This is a genomic window from Oscillibacter valericigenes, from assembly GCF_021531915.1.
GTDB classification, from domain to species: Bacteria; Bacillota; Clostridia; order Oscillospirales; family Oscillospiraceae; genus Oscillibacter; species Oscillibacter valericigenes_A.
Genome location: NZ_JAFBIV010000001.1, coordinates 231587 through 246726 on the forward strand (window position 1 = coordinate 231587; position 15140 = coordinate 246726).

The 15140-nt window shown below is 60.8% G+C and carries 13 protein-coding genes and 3 tRNA genes; 8 read left to right on the plus strand and 8 right to left on the minus strand.

Annotated elements, in window-relative coordinates; translation table 11 throughout:
* Positions 1-2 precede the first annotated feature (2 nt).
* Genes JQM66_RS01050 through udp form a run of 3 tightly spaced genes read left to right on the plus strand, consistent with a single transcriptional unit; the run spans position 3 to position 3683 of the window.
* Positions 3-2396, plus strand: a complete 2394-nt coding sequence (locus JQM66_RS01050) for an endonuclease MutS2 (RefSeq protein WP_235227966.1) — start codon at positions 3-5, stop codon at positions 2394-2396.
* Positions 2397-2406: 10 nt separating this feature from the next.
* Positions 2407-2889 (plus strand): GNAT family N-acetyltransferase, encoded by a 483-nt coding sequence (locus JQM66_RS01055; protein WP_235227967.1) that lies wholly within the window; start codon positions 2407-2409, stop codon positions 2887-2889.
* Positions 2890-2909: 20 nt separating this feature from the next.
* Positions 2910-3683: a uridine phosphorylase gene (gene udp / locus JQM66_RS01060; RefSeq protein ID WP_235227968.1), complete on the plus strand. Its 774-nt coding sequence runs from the start codon at positions 2910-2912 to the stop codon at positions 3681-3683.
* 264 nt (positions 3684-3947) lie between these two features.
* Here the strand turns inward: udp and metA are convergent, their stop codons facing one another.
* From metA to JQM66_RS01075, 3 genes are all read right to left on the minus strand, one after another.
* On the minus strand, positions 3948-4886 hold the full coding sequence (gene metA, locus JQM66_RS01065; protein WP_235227969.1) for a homoserine O-acetyltransferase MetA: 939 nt from the start codon (positions 4884-4886) through the stop codon (positions 3948-3950).
* A gap of 47 nt (positions 4887-4933) precedes the next feature.
* Positions 4934-6217: an O-acetylhomoserine aminocarboxypropyltransferase/cysteine synthase family protein gene (locus tag JQM66_RS01070; RefSeq protein ID WP_235227970.1), complete on the minus strand. Its 1284-nt coding sequence runs from the start codon at positions 6215-6217 to the stop codon at positions 4934-4936.
* A gap of 505 nt (positions 6218-6722) precedes the next feature.
* A complete protein-coding gene (locus JQM66_RS01075; protein WP_235227971.1) occupies positions 6723-7544 on the minus strand; it encodes a mechanosensitive ion channel family protein in 822 nt (273 codons plus the stop codon).
* 156 nt (positions 7545-7700) lie between these two features.
* Here JQM66_RS01075 and JQM66_RS01080 point away from each other — a divergent pair, with 156 nt between their 5' ends.
* The 3 genes from JQM66_RS01080 to JQM66_RS01090 all read left to right on the plus strand — a co-directional run bounded on the left by JQM66_RS01080 (position 7701) and on the right by JQM66_RS01090 (position 10943).
* On the plus strand, positions 7701-9116 hold the full coding sequence (locus JQM66_RS01080) for a Na+/H+ antiporter NhaC family protein (protein ID WP_235227972.1): 1416 nt from the start codon (positions 7701-7703) through the stop codon (positions 9114-9116).
* A gap of 154 nt (positions 9117-9270) precedes the next feature.
* Positions 9271-9645 carry a hypothetical protein gene (locus JQM66_RS01085; protein ID WP_235227973.1) on the plus strand — a complete coding sequence of 125 codons (375 nt, stop codon included), beginning with the start codon at positions 9271-9273 and terminating at the stop codon, positions 9643-9645.
* A 188-nt stretch (positions 9646-9833) separates the two neighbouring features.
* Positions 9834-10943: an SLC13 family permease gene (locus tag JQM66_RS01090; protein WP_235227974.1), complete on the plus strand. Its 1110-nt coding sequence runs from the start codon at positions 9834-9836 to the stop codon at positions 10941-10943.
* 40 nt (positions 10944-10983) lie between these two features.
* Here the strand turns inward: JQM66_RS01090 and JQM66_RS01095 are convergent, their stop codons facing one another.
* On the minus strand, positions 10984-11949 hold the full coding sequence (locus tag JQM66_RS01095) for a LysR family transcriptional regulator (RefSeq protein ID WP_235227975.1): 966 nt from the start codon (positions 11947-11949) through the stop codon (positions 10984-10986).
* 226 nt (positions 11950-12175) lie between these two features.
* Between JQM66_RS01095 and JQM66_RS01100 the strand changes: the two genes are divergently transcribed.
* Both JQM66_RS01100 and JQM66_RS01105 read left to right on the plus strand, forming a co-directional pair.
* Positions 12176-12496 carry a DUF6442 family protein gene (locus JQM66_RS01100; RefSeq protein WP_235227976.1) on the plus strand — a complete coding sequence of 107 codons (321 nt, stop codon included), beginning with the start codon at positions 12176-12178 and terminating at the stop codon, positions 12494-12496.
* 5 nt (positions 12497-12501) lie between these two features.
* Positions 12502-12708 carry a helix-turn-helix transcriptional regulator gene (locus JQM66_RS01105; RefSeq protein WP_235227977.1) on the plus strand — a complete coding sequence of 69 codons (207 nt, stop codon included), beginning with the start codon at positions 12502-12504 and terminating at the stop codon, positions 12706-12708.
* Between the two features lie 368 nt (positions 12709-13076).
* Here the strand turns inward: JQM66_RS01105 and JQM66_RS01110 are convergent.
* From JQM66_RS01110 to JQM66_RS01125, 4 genes are all read right to left on the minus strand, one after another.
* Positions 13077-13164, minus strand: a tRNA-Leu gene (locus JQM66_RS01110).
* A gap of 63 nt (positions 13165-13227) precedes the next feature.
* Positions 13228-13315, minus strand: a tRNA-Leu gene (locus tag JQM66_RS01115).
* A 27-nt stretch (positions 13316-13342) separates the two neighbouring features.
* Positions 13343-13428 (minus strand) — tRNA-Leu (locus tag JQM66_RS01120).
* A 159-nt stretch (positions 13429-13587) separates the two neighbouring features.
* Positions 13588-14979 (minus strand): citrate/2-methylcitrate synthase, encoded by a 1392-nt coding sequence (locus tag JQM66_RS01125; RefSeq protein ID WP_235227978.1) that lies wholly within the window; start codon positions 14977-14979, stop codon positions 13588-13590.
* Between the last annotated feature and the right edge of the window lie 161 nt (positions 14980-15140).

Here is a 15140-nt window from a genome sequence, read left to right on the forward strand (position 1 = left end):
TTATGAGCGAATTGTTTGACAAATCCATCCGCACCCTGGAGCTGCCCCGGGTGCTGCAGATGCTGTCCGACCAGGCCGTCAGCGCCGAGGCCAAGGAGCGGGCCCTGCGGGTCCGGCCCGAAACGGAGACGGAGGAGGTCCTGCGCCTGCTGGACCAGACCGATGCCGCCCGCACCATGATCGGCCTTCACGGCAGCCCCTCCTTCTCCGGCGTCAAGCCGGTGGCGGAGGCCCTGGACCGGGCGGACCGGGGCGGCAGCCTCAATACCCGGGAGCTGCTGACCATTGCCGACCTGCTGACCGCCGCCCGGCGGACGAAAGAGTATTTCAACAGCGACGCGGTGGAAAAGACCGCCATCGACCACCTGTTTTTGTCCCTCCACGGCAACCGCTTCCTGGAGGACAAGATCAAGCGGTGCATCGTGGACGAGAACACCATCGCCGACGCCGCCAGCACGGAACTGGCGGACATCCGCCGCCACATGCGGCAGGCTCAGGCCAAGAGCCGTCAGATCCTGCAGAAGATCATCTCCTCTCCCAGCTACGCCAAAATTTTGCAGGAGACCATCATCACCCAGCGGGACGGCCGCTTTGTGGTGCCTGTGAAGTCGGAGCACCGGGGGGATCTGCCCGGCCTGGTCCATGACATCTCCTCCACCGGCGCCACGCTGTTCGTGGAGCCCATGGGGGTGGTCCAGGCCAACAACGAATACATCGAGCTGGAGGCCAAGGAGCAGAAGGAGATCGACCGCATCCTGGCGGAGCTGTCCGCCGACGCGGCGGCCCACCGGGAGGACATCCAGTGGGACTATGACGCCCTGGTGCACCTGGACCTGATCTTTGCCCGGGGCCAGCTGAGCTACAAAATGGACGCGGCCCGGCCGGAGGTGCGCCGGGACGGCTCCATCAACCTCCGCAAGGCCCGCCACCCGCTGCTGGACCCCAAAAAGGCGGTGCCCATCGACATCGAGCTGGGCGGCAGCTTCGACACCCTGGTCATCACCGGCCCCAACACCGGCGGCAAGACTGTCAGCCTCAAGACCCTGGGCCTGCTGACCCTCATGACCCAGTGCGGCCTCCACATCCCCGTGGCGGACCGCAGCGTCATCTCCGTCTATGAGCGGGTGCTGGCGGACATCGGCGACGAGCAGAGCATTGAGCAGAACCTGTCCACCTTCTCCGCCCACATGACCAACATCGTGGCGATTTTGGGGGAGGCGGACCGCCACAGTCTCATCCTTTTCGACGAGCTGGGGGCCGGTACGGATCCGGTGGAGGGCGCCGCCCTGGCCATCGCCGTCATCCAGCGGGTGCGGCAGATGGGCGCCCGGGTGGCCGCCACCACACACTACGCGGAACTCAAGACCTTTGCCATGACCACGGCGGGGGTGGAGAACGCCTCCTGTGAGTTTGACGTGGAGACCCTGAGCCCCACCTACCGGCTGCTGATCGGCATTCCCGGCAAGTCCAACGCCTTCGCCATCTCCAAGCGGCTGGGACTTGCGGACGATGTGATCGAGAGCGCCAAGGTCCTCATGAGCGGTGAGAGCGTCCGGTTCGAGGATATCCTGAGCCAGCTGGAGGTCAAGCGCCAGGCACTGGAAAAGCGGGAGCTGGAGGCGGACCGCCTGTACCGCCAGCGGGAGGAGGACGCCCGCAAGGCCAGAGAGTTCCGGGAACAGATGGAGCGGGCCAAGGAGAACGCCCGCAGCCGGGGCGAGGCGGAGGCCAAGCGCATCCTGCGGGACGCCCGGGCCGCCACGGACCAAGTGTTCGCAGAGCTGGCGGAGATGCGGAAGCAGCAGGCCAAGGCCGAACGGACGATGAACGCCAACGAGGCCCGTGCCGAACTGCGGCGGATGCTGAACGAGGCGGAGGACGCCGTCAGCAAGCACGACGCCCGCCAGGAGCCCATCCCCAAGCCCAGCCGCCCCATCCGGGTGGGAGACCTGGTGGAGATCCCCGGCGTCCGGCAGAACGCGGAGGTGGTGTCCGTGGGCAAGGACGGCACCCTGCAATTAAAGGCCGGCGTGCTGAAAATGAAGGCGAAGGCCGACGAGGTCCGGCTCATCGAGGACGACGAGCGGGCCGCCAAAAAGAAGAATCCCACGGTGACCGTTCGCCAGAACGCGGACCGGGCCCTGCGGGCTTCCGCCAGCCGGGAGCTGGACATCCGGGGCATGGAGACCCTGGAGGCTGAGAGCGTGGTGGAGAATTTCCTCTCCGCCGCCGTCATGGGCCGGCTGGACACCGTTACCATCATCCACGGCAAGGGCACCGGTGCCCTGCGCAAAGCTGTCCACGACATTCTGCGGCGGAACAAGGCCGTGAAGTCCTTCCGCCTGGGTGTCTACGGCGAGGGCGAGAGCGGCGTCACCGTGGTGACCCTGAAATGAGGCGCCTGTGATGGAACTGACCTTTCGCTTTGCGGAGGAGCGGGACACCCCGTTGATCCTGGACTTTATCAAATGGCTGGCGGACTACGAGCGGATGCTGGACCAGGTGGTGGCGGACGAGGACACCCTGGCGGACCAGCTGTTCCGGAAGAAGAACGCCGAAGTTCTGTTTGCTCTGGAGAATGGAAAAGAGGTGGGATTTGCCCTGTTTTTCCACAATTTCTCCACCTTCCTGGGCCGCTCCGGATTGTATCTGGAGGACCTGTTCGTCCTGCCGGAGCACCGGGGCAAGGGGTATGGCAAGGCTATTTTGCAGCGCTTAGCGGCCATCGCCCGGGAGCGGGACTGCGGCCGCATGGAGTGGTGGTGCCTGGACTGGAACAAGCCCAGCATTGATTTTTACCGTTCCCTGGGGGCGGAGCCCATGTCCGACTGGACGGTCTACCGCCTGACGGGAGAGACCCTGAAAAACCTGGCAGAAATGCCGGAATGATGAAAGGCGAGGTGCTTGCTATGCAAAAACTGGAGAAGCAATTTCACATCCACTGCGCTCCCGGTGACGTGGGCCGGTACTGCATCCTGCCCGGCGACCCGGGCCGGGTCCCCGCCATTGCCGCGCTGTTTGACGACGCAAAGCGGGTAGCTTACAACCGGGAGTACAACGTCTGGACGGGGTATCTGCTGGGGGAGAAGGTGACCGCCTGCTCCACCGGCATCGGCGGCCCCTCGGCCTCCATCGCCATGGAGGAGCTTTACAACTGCGGCGCAGACACCTTCATCCGTACCGGCACCTGCGGCGGTATCGACCTGAGCGTCCAGTCCGGTGACATCGTGGTGGCCACCGGAGCCGTCCGCTACGAGCATACCAGTCTGGAATATGCCCCCATCGAGTTCCCGGCAGTGCCGGACCTGGGGGTCACCAACTGCTTGGCTCAGGCTACGAAGGCCCTGGGTCTGCCCCTGCACACCGGCGTGGTCCAGTGCAAGGACAGCTTTTACGGTCAGCACAGCCCGGAAAAGTCCCCGGTGTTCTATGAACTGCAGGCCAAGTGGGAGAGCTGGAAGCGGCTGGGCGTCAAGGCCAGCGAGATGGAGTCCGCTGCCCTGTTCGTAGTGGCGGCGGCCCTGGGCTGCCGCTGCGGCTCCTGCTTCCATGTGATCTGGAACCAGGAGCGGGAGGCCGCCGGCCTGGACCAGAAGATGAACGAGGACACGGCCAATTCCGTCAAGGTGGCCGTGGAGGCGTTGAAGCTGCTGATCGAATCGGACCGGAAGGTTGGGAAATAAAGTGTCCGAGTGAATCACGCCGGGAGTCCGGCGTCAAGCGTTTTGCTGGCGGCAAAACCTTGAAATCGACCGAATTCATTTCGGGCGATTTGCGTGAAAGCAGAGGGGTCCCCATGGGACTTGTCCCATGGGGAGACGAGGACACGACCAACTCCGTCAAGGTGGCCGTGGAGGCGTTAAAGCTGCTGATCGAAGCGGACCGAAACCATCAAAAGTGAGCAAAAAAGTCACCGCTTTTCCATGAAAAGCGGTGACTTTTTTGCTTTAGTCGTCGGTGCGGACGCCTTTTTCGATGTCCCGGATGTCGTAAGGCGCGGTCTGGTACACGCAGTAGTTCAGCCAGTTGGCGTACAGCAGGTGGGCGCAGCTCCGCCAGTTCATTACCGGCATTTTTTCCGGGTCGTCGCCGGGGAAGTAGTGCTGGGGGATCTGGATGTCCACCCCGGCAGCCAGGTCCCGCATGTACTCCTTCCGCAGGGTGTCCCGGTCGTATTCCGCATGGCCCATGAGGAACACCTGGCGGCCCTGGTCGGTCTTGACGGCGTAGACCCCGGCCTCCGGGGAGGCCGCCAGGACCTTTAGCTCTGGTACGGCCTCAATATCCGCCCGGTCCACGGTGGTGTTTCGGGAGTGAGGGACCCAGAAGGTGTCGTCAAAGCCCCGGAAGAGGATGTAGTTGGGGTCCTCCACCGTGTGCTGAAAGACGCCGAAGAGCTTGTGGTCCAGCACCCGCTTGGGGATGCCGTAGTGGTAGTAGAGACCCGCCTGGGCGCCCCAGCAGATGTGCAGGGTGGAGTGGACGTGGGTCTTGGACCACTCCATGATCTCACACAGCTCCGGCCAGTAGTCTACCTCCTCGAACTCCATCAGCTCCACCGGCGCGCCGGTGATGACCAGGCCGTCGAAGGTGCGGTCCTTTACCTCGTCGAAGGACTTGTAAAAGGCCAGCATGTGGGCCTGGGAGGTGTTTTTGGAGACGTGGCCGATGGGGGCGATGAGCTCCAGCTCGATCTGCAGTGGCGTGTTGCCCAGCACCCGGGCCAGCTGAGTCTCCGTGTCCACCTTGGTGGGCATCAGGTTCAAAAGGAGAATCTGCAGGGGGCGGATGTCCTGGGTGATGGCCCGGGTCTCCGTCATGACGAAGATGTTTTCCGCCGTCAGGGTATTGGTGGCGGGCAGTTGGTTGGGAATTTTGATGGGCATAGGTCAAAGTCCTCCGTTTCGCCGGTTATCTGGTGCAGCGCATTACATCAAATGGCTTCCAGTGCCTGGGCAATGTCCTCGATGAGGTCCTCCTTGCTCTCCAGGCCGCAGCTCATGCGCACCAGGCCCGCGGGGACGCCGGCAGCGATCAGCTGCTCCTCGGTCATCTGGCGGTGGGTGGAGGTGGCGGGATTCAGGCAGCAGGTGCGGGCGTCGGCCACGTGGGTCTCGATGGCCGCCAGCTTCAGATGCTTCATAAACACCTCGGCGGCGGGACGGCCGCCCTTCAGCTCGAAGGACACCACGCCGCAGGAACCATGGGGTAGATACTTTTTGGCAACTTCATGGTAGGGGTCCCCGGGCAGGCCGCAGTAGTGGACGACCTCCACCTTGGGATGCTGCGCCAGGAACTCCGCCACGGCCTGCCCGTTTTCACAGTGGCGGGCCATGCGGACGTGGAGACTCTCCAGTCCCAGATTCAGATAGAAGGCGTTCTGGGGGGACTGGATGGAACCGAAGTCCCGCATGAGCTGAGCGGTGCACTTGGTGATAAAGGCGCCCTCCTTGCCGAATTTCTCGGCATAGGTAACGCCGTGGTAGCTGTCGTCGGGGGTGCACAGGCCGGGGAACTTGTCCGCGTGGGCCATCCAGTCGAACTTGCCGGAGTCCACGATGGCGCCGCCCACAGCGGCGCCGTGACCGTCCATGTACTTGGTGGTGGAGTGGGTGACGATGTCGGCGCCCCATTCAAAGGGCCGGCAGCCCACGGGGGTGGCAAAGGTGTTGTCCACGATCAGGGGCACGCCGTGGCTGTGGGCGGCCTTTGCGAACTTCTCAATGTCCAGCACCGTCAGGGCGGGGTTGGCGATGGTCTCGCCGAAGACGCACTTGGTATTGGGCCGGAAGGCGGCGTTCAGCTCTTCTTCCGTGCAGTCGGGGGCCACGAAGGTGGTCTCAATGCCCATTCTGGCCATGGTGACGGAGATCAGGTTGAAGGTGCCGCCGTAAATGCTGGAGGAGGCCACAATGTGGTCCCCGCAGGAGGCGATGTTGAACAGGGCGAAGAAGTTGGCCGCCTGACCGGAGGAGGTCAGCATGGCGGCAGTGCCGCCCTCCAGCTCCGCGATTTTGGCCGCCACGTAGTCATTGGTGGGGTTCTGGAGACGGGTGTAGAAGTAGCCGCTGGCCTCCAAGTCAAAGAGCTTGCCCATGTCCTCGCTGGTTGCGTACTTGAAGGTGGTGGACTGGACGATGGGGATCTGGCGGGGCTCGCCGTTGCCGGGGGTGTAGCCTCCCTGGACACAGATCGTTTCAGGACGGTAGTTGCTCATGTTGATGATCTCCTTTCGGTGTTCAGCGCTCTCAGAGAATATGCAGTTTCCGACTGCCGTGGGGCAGGCCGGAATGAGATGCGGAGACGAGAGCGCGTGAAAGTTCTTTTTTCCATTTCCCTCTGTGAGGACGTACTCCACTAAGATTTTGCTTTGCAAAATCAAGTGTCGTTACAGTCTTTCAAGAAAAGGGAAGAAAAAACGGCTTTCGTCCCAAAGGTTTTCTTTGAGACGAAAGCCGTATCTAGCTTCCGCGGTACCACTCAAATTGCGCCGGCCTCACAGCGGGCGCCACTCCGGGTCCAACAACCCTTTCGCACTGACGCAGCGTACGCGGGAAGGCCCTACCGGCGCCGCGCGCCCTCGAACCTCCGGCTCAGGAGCCATAGGAGCTGGAAGCCGTTCCCACCGGCTCGCACCGCCCGCCGGCTCTCTGAAAGTACGGTCCTTCCGTCCCTCTCCATCATTGCTTTGGAAAATATTATAGAGAGGACCCTCGGGTTTGTCAACCCTTGTTCTCCACGATGTGGACGTTCAGGTGGTCGTAGGTCATCTCCACGCCCTTCTGGGCGAAAGCGGTGCGCAGGTTCTCCCCCAGGCCGAAGTACACGTCCCAGTAGTCGGCGGCGTTGCACCAGCAGAACACCGTGTACTCAATGGAGCTCTCGCCGTAATTGGAGAGGTACACGGCGGGGGCGGGATCTTCCAGGACCTTGGGGGTGTTTGCCAGGGCGTCCCGGCAGGCGGCCTTCACGTCCTCGGTGGAGGCTTCGTAGGAGGCGGTCACCTTCCGGGTCACGCGGCGGCGGCCCAGCACGGTGTAGTTGATGACCTTGGAGCCGGACAGCTCCTTGTTGGGCAGCATCACCAGCAGGCCGTCGGGGGTCATGACCTTGGTGTGGTTCAGGGAGATCTCCTGCACGGTGCCGCTGACGCCGGAGGCCTCAATGAAGTCGCCGATGGAGAAGGGGTGGGAGGACAGGATCACCAGGCCGCCGGCCACGTTGCCCAGAATGTCCTCAGCGGCCAGGGTGATGCCCAGGGAGCCGACGGACAGCAGGGCTACCAGGGAGGTCATGTTCACATCCAGTCTTTCCGCCACAATGACGACGGTAATGATGTACAGCACCAGCTTGATGCCGGTTTGAATGTATTTCTGCACCCGGGCGTCCAGCTTGGACCGGGAGAGCAGGCGGCCGGTGAGTTTCAGAACAGCCTTGATGACGATGAGACAGACAATGAGGGTCAGGAGCGCGGAGAGAATTTCCCCCACGGTCATTCCCACGAAGGAAGTGCCGAGCAGAGCGTTCAGATCGAGAGCGGACATGATGTGTTCCTCCTTGATTTATATTGGTATAGCGTAAGAATAATAGCGGAAAACCGGAAAAAAGTCAATGATATGCGAAAAAACGGTTGCGGGAGGGGCGAATGTCCTGCTATAATGGTCAGACACGACAAACGAGAAGAGAGAGGAGTTTTTACCATGAATCGGGATCTGAAAAAACAGGGCAGCGGTCTGGCGCTGCTTCCGTTTCTGATCTTCATCGTCATCTATCTGGGGGCGGGCCTGTATCTGCAGGCCAGGGGGGAGGACATGGCCTTCTACCAGTTCCCCTCCGTCACCGCCATGTTCATCGCCGTGCTGGCGGCCTTCTGCATGGGCCGGGAGAGCATCGACCGGAAGTTTTCCATCTTCGCCCGGGGCGCCGCCAATGAAAACGTGCTGACCATGCTGATGATCTACATTCTGGCGGGCGCCTTTTCCACCGTGGCCAAGACCATGGGCGGCGTGGATGCCACCGTGAACCTGGGCCTGTCTCTGGTCCCCGTGGAGCTGCTGACCGCCGGCGTGTTCGTGATCTCCGCTTTCCTGGGCACCGCCACCGGCACCTCCGTGGGCACCATCACGTCCCTGGTGCCCATCGCCGTGGGTCTGGCTGCCGAGAGCGGCCTCAGCGTGCCCATGATGCTGGGCGCCTGCGCCGGCGGCGCCATGTTCGGCGACAACCTGTCCATGATCTCCGACACCACCATCGCCGCCACCAAGACCCAGGGCTGCGAGATGCGGGACAAGTTCCGGGTCAACTTCTTCATCGCCCTGCCCGCCGCCCTGGTGACCCTGGTGATCCTGCTGGTGTGCGCCCGGCCCGAGACCGCGGCTGCCATGGAGCCCCGCTCCTTTGAACTGATGAAGGTGGTGCCCTATGTGCTGGTGCTGGCCCTGGCCGTCATCGGCATCAACGTGTTCCTGACCCTGACCATCGGCATCTTCGCCGCCGGCATCATCGGCATGGCCTGCGGGGACCTGACCATCTTCACCTATGCCCAGGCCATCTGGAACGGCTTCACCGGCATGAGCGAGGTGTTCTTCCTGGCCCTGTTCTGCGGCGGACTGTCGGAGCTGATCGCCCATCACGGCGGCATCGTCTGGCTCATTGAAAAGCTGCGGGGCATGATGCGGGGCAACAAGTCCGCCCAGGTGGGCATGGCGGCGCTGGTGTCCCTGGCGGACTGTGCCACCGCCAACAATACGGTTGCCATCATCCTCTGCGGCAATGTGGCCCGGGACATCAGCCGGGAGTACCAGGTGGACCCCCGCCGGACGGCATCTTTGCTGGATGTGTTCTCCTGCGTATTCCAGGGCATCATCCCCTACGGCGCCCAGCTGCTGATGGCGGCGGCCCTGACCACCACCACTTACGGCATCGCCATGAGCCCGGTGGAGATCGTGCCCTACATGTGGTACTGCTGGGTGCTGGCGGCCTTCGGCCTGCTGTCCATCTTCGTGCCCTACGCGGACCGTACCTGCCGCAAGGACCCCTGGAACTGGGAATACGACGTGGCGGAGTCCGGCGTGGAGGCCAAAAAGCTCCTGCTGAAGGCGGAAAAAGAAGACTGAATCAACAGAGGACCCGCCTGCACAGCGGGTCCTCTGTTTTGGCAGGGACCGGATCGTTCGCCTTTCGGACGGGTCTCCAAAGCTCCGGCGGTTCGCAGCCCTGCTTTGTTGTACAGTATGGTATGATGACCTCAATAAATTGGGATTTGCGGAGGTGTTGCACTTGGATATTAAAGGAACAAAATCGTATTATGAGCGGATCAGCAATCGTGACTTATGCGACTGTGCATATTGTCAAAACTATATCCGTGAAATCAAAGCCACCTACCCGGAAATTGCTGCATATCTTTTTTCGTTAGGAATTGATATAGAAAAGCCGTTTGAAACCATGCCTCTTGAACCAGATGAAGCGGGGTATATCGAGTATATATCTGCCCAGTATATCGTTTGCGGAGAGCCTGATGATTTTGTCAAAACAGTCATAGGTTCTGTAAATGTGGATGTCGCTGATACTCATCCGTCCACACAGATAAATGAAGTCCATTTCGTTATTGAAATATACCCTGTTCGGTTGAAGTGGATAATGTAGAAAAATTCCGGCTTGGCGAACTGGCGGAAAGGCTCTGTCCGAAGGGATGGAGCCTTTCCGGCGTTTGGACGGTGGGTCCAGAACCGGCACATGGTCAGTCCAAAAGATATAACCAAAGAAAACCATGGCGAGGTTGCATTTTTCACCCGCCTGTGCTACCATATCCAACCGGAAATGGCGGTGGAAGAATGAAACATATCCTGAATTTTCTGAAAAACGAAACGGTCCTGGCGGCGGCCTGGGTGCTGGCTCTGGTGACCATGTTCCTGGTGCCGCCGGACGGCGGGTATCTGGACTACATCGACTGGAACACCCTGATGCTGCTGTTCTCCCTGATGGCCGTCATGGCGGGGCTGCAGCGCCTGGGGCTGTTCCGGCGGCTGGGGGAGGCCCTGCTGGCCCGGACGGCCACCACCCGGCAGCTGGAGGGAGCCTTGATATTCCTCCCCTTTTTTACCAGCATGGCGGTGACCAACGACGTGGCACTCATCACCTTCGTCCCCTTCGCCCTGGAGGTGCTGCGGCTGGCGGATAGGGAGGACCGGCTGGTGCCGGTGGTGGTGCTCCAGACCATCGCCGCCAATCTGGGCAGCATGACCACCCCCATCGGGAATCCCCAGAACCTGTATCTCTACTCCCGGTACGGCCTGACCCTGGGAACGTTTTTCTGCACCATGCTGCCCCTGACCGCAGCTTCAGCGGTACTGCTGGGGCTGTGCCTGCTGCTGACCCGGTCCCGGCCCCTGTCCATCCCGGACTTCCGGTCTGTCCCGGCGGGGAGAGACCGCAGACTGTGGCTCTATCTGGCGCTGTTTTTGCTGTGCCTGGGGGCGGTGGCCAAGTGGGTGCCTGTGTGGGCGGCCTTTCTGGCAGTGCTGGCGGCCCTGCTGCTGGCGGACCGGCCCGTGCTGGGGAAGGTGGACTACGCCTTGCTGCTGACCTTTGTGGGCTTCTTCCTGTTCGTGGGGAACCTGGGGCGGCTGGAGGTGTTCCGGGCCCTGTTCCGGCGGCTCCTGACGGGCCACGAGGTGCTTTGCGCCGTGCTGGCCAGCCAGTGTCTCAGCAACGTTCCGGCGGCGCTGCTGCTGTCCGGCTTCACGGAAAACGGCGCCGCCCTGCTGGTGGGCACTAACCTGGGCGGCCTGGGCACCCTGATCGCCTCCATGGCCAGCCTGATCTCCTACAAGCAGATCGCCCGGAACGCTCCCGGTCTCCGGAATCGCTACCTGGGCTGGTTCACCATGGCCAACGTGGGATTTTTGCTGATATTATTGGGCCTGCAAAGATTGCTCCCTTAACAGAACACGCCCGGACCGAAAGAGTCCGGGCGTGTTTTTCTCAGTTGTCGTGGCGCTCTGTCAGGGACTGGTGCATCCGGGCGGTAAAGCGGATGGACTCCTGCACAGACTCCTCCAGCAGCCGCACGAACTGCTCCGTCAGGGGAGAGCGCTTGCCGCCCCGGGGGACGATCCAGCCGATGCGGATCAGGCTCTTGCCCTCCAGGGGCACTGTCACTACCGCCTGACTGATGAAACTCTCCACCAGCAGGCCGCTGCCGGTGGTGAAGGCGTCCGTCCGGGCCAGGACGTTCATCATGGTGGCCCGGCTGTTGACGCTGATACAGCGGTCCGGCCGCTTCATGGACATCATCTGGTACTCCTCGGAAAAATCGGCGGCCACACCCTGGGCGTGCTCAAAGGATACGTAGGGATACCCCTCTAGGTCCTTTTCGCTGACGGCGTCCCGGCTGGCAAGGGGATGGCCTTTCCGGACATAGACGCAGGGGGCCACGGCGGCCACCTCGTGGAACTCCAGCTCCCGGGCGTCCAGCAGGCGGCGGATCATCTTCTCCGTCAGCTCCGTCAGGAAGATGACGCCCACATCAGCCCGGTGGTCGTACACGTCGTCGATGACGGCATCCATGCCGGTTTCCTTGATGGAGAAGTGGAAGCGGCTGTCCCCGGCGGTGTCCAGCATCCGCAGGAAGGCGTCCTCAGTGAAGGGATACCGCTGGGTGGAGACGGAGAAGCGGGCCGGAGCCGCCGTGTCCCGGGCCTCATAGAGCCGCTCAATGCGCTGCTTCTGCTCCAGCAGGGAAATGGCGTAGCTGAGGAATTCCTTGCCCTCGGGGGTGAATTCCACGCCCCGGTTGCTGCGGACGAAGAACTGGATGCCCAGCTCCTCCTCCAGCTCCCGGACGGCGGAGGAGATGCCGGACTGGGACAGCACCAGCTTGTGGGCTGCCTTGTTGATAGAGCCGCACTTGGAGATCTCCACCACGTAAGTCAACTGCTGAAAGGTCATGCCGCGCCCTCCTCAATTTAGAATCAGTTATCGTTTTTTATTATAACCAGGGGAGGGGCTGATGTCAAATGCTGCAGCCGGGGGTCTCTTTTATCCGAAGTGCTTCCGGGGTTGGTTCGTCCGCTCACAACCGATTTGCCAACAAAACTTTGCAAATACTATTGACAATAAAACTTGGCAGTGCTATGATTGAACTGCAAAGAAAACTTGGCATGGAGGTGCAAGTATGAATAAAGAAGAGATCTTAGCTGCCAGCAGGAAAGAAAACAAAAATCAGGATATTGTTGAAGCAGAGTACTTAAAGCAAGCCGGCAGAGTGGCCTATACGGTGGGATGCCTGGTCTGCTGCCTGATTTGCGCACTGCAGTGGTTCTTCACAAAAACCGTCAACTGGGGATGCTGGGTCGTCAATTTCAGTATTTTGGGGACGATTTTTCTCGTAAAGTCAATCAAAATGAAAAAGCGCCATGAGATTTTCGTGACAGTATGCTATTATGGATTATGCGTATTTTTCGCAATCGGATTTGCAATGAGTTTGAGAGGGTAACATCGATGGAAGATTCACTGACGCTCCATAACAGGATCAAGGAAGCGAGAACAAAAAAAGGGCTGTCCCAGGCGGCTCTTGCCGAAATGGTTGGCGTTTCAAGGAACACCATCAGTTCCATTGAGACCGGGCAGTTTAGTCCGACGGCGAAGCTGGCGCTTGTTCTGTGCATTGCATTGGATGAAAAGTTCGAGGAGTTGTTCTATTTCTGAGACAAACAGCTTCCGGCATATCGGGTTGTGAAAAAGATGTTGCTGCTGCGGCTCCTATCCCCACGGGAACCGCTGCGCCGGGTTCCCGCGGGGACCCCGGTAGGGGCGGATTCTTCACACCCCCACGAGCTAAAAAAGAAAGACATCCGTTGGATGTCTCTCTTTTTTGGTGCGCGAGGCGGGACTGCGTCGCCGCAAGCTGCGCATCCCTCGCTTCCGCCTGACGGCGAAAGCTCGCTTGCTCCGCTGCGGCTCCTATCCCCACGGGAACCGCTGCGCCGGGTTCCCGCGGGGACCCCGGTAGGGGCGGATTCTTCACACCCCCACGAGCTAAAAAAGAAAGACATCCGAAGGATGTCTTTCTTTTTTGGTGCGCGAGGCGGGACTTGAACCCGCACGTCCGTAAAGGACACTAGAACCTGAATCTAGCGAGTCTGCCAATTCCACCACTCGCGCGTATCAATATGCAATTCAGACCCCGGAAGGGGACCCTCCGGAATTTGCATTCCAGAGGGAATATGGTGCGCGAGGCGGGACTTGAACCCGCACGTCCGTAAAGGACACTAGAACCTGAATCTAGCGAGTCTGCCAATTCCACCACTCGCGCGCATATATGGAGCCTTCTGAGAGGAAGTGGTGCGGCTGACGGGACTTGAACCCACACGTCGATACGACACCAGCACCTCAAGCTGGCCTGTCTACCAGTTCCAGCACAGCCGCAAATGAAGCTCCCCGGAAAAGACTGCTTGATTATTATAGCGAGAAGACACCGTTCTGTCAAGCCTCATTTTTCGATTTTTTCAGAAATTCCGAAAAGACGGTTTTCCCGGGGGAAACAGGCGAAAAACCGCCCGGATGATGCCATCCGGGCGGGAAAGGTCAGCGCTTTTCCATGGGGGTGTAAGGGCGGAAGTCCTCCACGCACTCGTAGCGGGGGCGGATCAGCTTGCTGCCGGAGGTCAGCTCCTCCATGCGGTGGGCGCTCCAGCCGGCGATCCGGGCCACGGCAAACAGGGGGGTGTACAGCTCCATGGGCAGGCCCAGCATGTCATAGACAAAGCCGCTGTAAAAGTCGATGTTGGTGGCGATGGCGTCCTTGTGCTGCCGCTCCATCAGCAGCTGCTTGCCGATGCGCTCCACGTTGGCGTACAGGGTCAGCTCGGCGTCCCGGTGCTTTTCTGCCGCCAGCCTGTGGACATAGTCCCGGAAGACCTCACAGCGGGGGTCGGACTTGGTGTAAACGGCGTGGCCCAGGCCGTAGATCAGGCCGCTGCGGTCAAAGGCCTCCTTGTTGAGCATTTTGGTGAGATAGTCGGCCACGGCGCCCTCGTCGTCCCAGTTCTTCACGTGGAGCTTGATGTCGGCCATCATGGACATGACCTTGTTGTTGGCACCGCCGTGGCGGGGACCCTTCAGGGAGCTCATAGCCGCCGTGATGGCGGAGTAGGTGTCCGTGCCGGAGGAGGTGACCACGTGGTTGGTGAAGGTGGAGTTGTTGCCGCCGCCGTGGTCCGCGTGGAGCACCAGGGCCACATCCAGGACCCGGGCTTCCAGCTCCGTGTAGCTGCAGTCCTCCCGCAGCATCCGCAGGAAGTTCTCGGCGGTGGAAAGCTCCGGCTTGGGCACATGGATGAACAGGCTCTCGCCGGGAAGGCTGTACCGCCAGGCCTGATAGGCGTAGATGGCCAGCACCGGCATGTTGCTGGTCAGCTGCAGGCACTGACGCAGCACGTTCTCCAGGCCGATGTCGTTGGGCTTGTCGTCGTAGCAGAACAACGTCAGGATGCTGCGCTGCATGGTGTTCATCAGGTCCTGGGAGGGGGCCTTCATGATGACGTCCCGGAAGAAGTTGGAGGGCAGGGTCCGGTAGGAGGACAGCTGCACGCAGAAGTCTTTCAGCTGCTCCTCCGTGGGCAGCTCGCCGAAAAGCAGCAGGTAGGCGGCCTCCTCGAAAGCGTAGCGGCCCCGGGTGGCGGAGCCCTTGACAATGTCCCGGCAGTCGATGCCGCGGTAGTACAGAACGCCCTCGGCGGGGGTGATGTGCTCCCGGTCGGCGGCGTCCATATAGACGTTGTAGGACTGGATCTCAGCCACGCGGGTCAGACCGGTCAGTACGCCCCGCCCGTCCTCGTCGCGGAGGCCGCGCTTTACGTTGTACTCCTTGTACAGACGGGGGTCAATGTAGTTTTTCTTTTCCCACTGCTCCTTCAGGGCCAGAATGGCAGGGGTGATCTCACAGTAGGCGTTTTCCCGGTTCTCTCTCCAGATCATGGCAGGGTCTCCTCTCCGCTTTAAACAGATGATGTTGCAATATTACCACGCTGTACTTTCATTTTCAATGGGAGAACTGCTAAAAATCAGGAAAAAATTTTGAAATTTTGCATGATAAAAACAAGCCCTTGCAAATAATGGGTGGACCTTTGTGAAAAACG

Excerpts from the sequence above, each read along its gene's own strand:
- JQM66_RS01050 (WP_235227966.1), top strand. The coding sequence starts at position 3 with ATGAGCGAATTGTTTGACAAATCCATCCGCACCCTGGAGCTGCCCCGG.
- JQM66_RS01055 (WP_235227967.1), top strand. The coding sequence starts at position 2,407 with ATGGAACTGACCTTTCGCTTTGCGGAGGAGCGGGACACCCCGTTGATC.
- udp (WP_235227968.1), top strand. The coding sequence starts at position 2,910 with ATGCAAAAACTGGAGAAGCAATTTCACATCCACTGCGCTCCCGGTGAC.
- metA (WP_235227969.1), bottom strand. The coding sequence starts at position 4,886 with ATGCCCATCAAAATTCCCAACCAACTGCCCGCCACCAATACCCTGACG.
- JQM66_RS01070 (WP_235227970.1), bottom strand. The coding sequence starts at position 6,217 with ATGAGCAACTACCGTCCTGAAACGATCTGTGTCCAGGGAGGCTACACC.
- JQM66_RS01075 (WP_235227971.1), bottom strand. The coding sequence starts at position 7,544 with ATGTCCGCTCTCGATCTGAACGCTCTGCTCGGCACTTCCTTCGTGGGA.
- JQM66_RS01080 (WP_235227972.1), top strand. The coding sequence starts at position 7,701 with ATGAATCGGGATCTGAAAAAACAGGGCAGCGGTCTGGCGCTGCTTCCG.
- JQM66_RS01090 (WP_235227974.1), top strand. The coding sequence starts at position 9,834 with ATGAAACATATCCTGAATTTTCTGAAAAACGAAACGGTCCTGGCGGCG.
- JQM66_RS01095 (WP_235227975.1), bottom strand. The coding sequence starts at position 11,949 with ATGACCTTTCAGCAGTTGACTTACGTGGTGGAGATCTCCAAGTGCGGC.
- JQM66_RS01100 (WP_235227976.1), top strand. The coding sequence starts at position 12,176 with ATGAATAAAGAAGAGATCTTAGCTGCCAGCAGGAAAGAAAACAAAAAT.
- JQM66_RS01105 (WP_235227977.1), top strand. The coding sequence starts at position 12,502 with ATGGAAGATTCACTGACGCTCCATAACAGGATCAAGGAAGCGAGAACA.
- JQM66_RS01125 (WP_235227978.1), bottom strand. The coding sequence starts at position 14,979 with ATGATCTGGAGAGAGAACCGGGAAAACGCCTACTGTGAGATCACCCCT.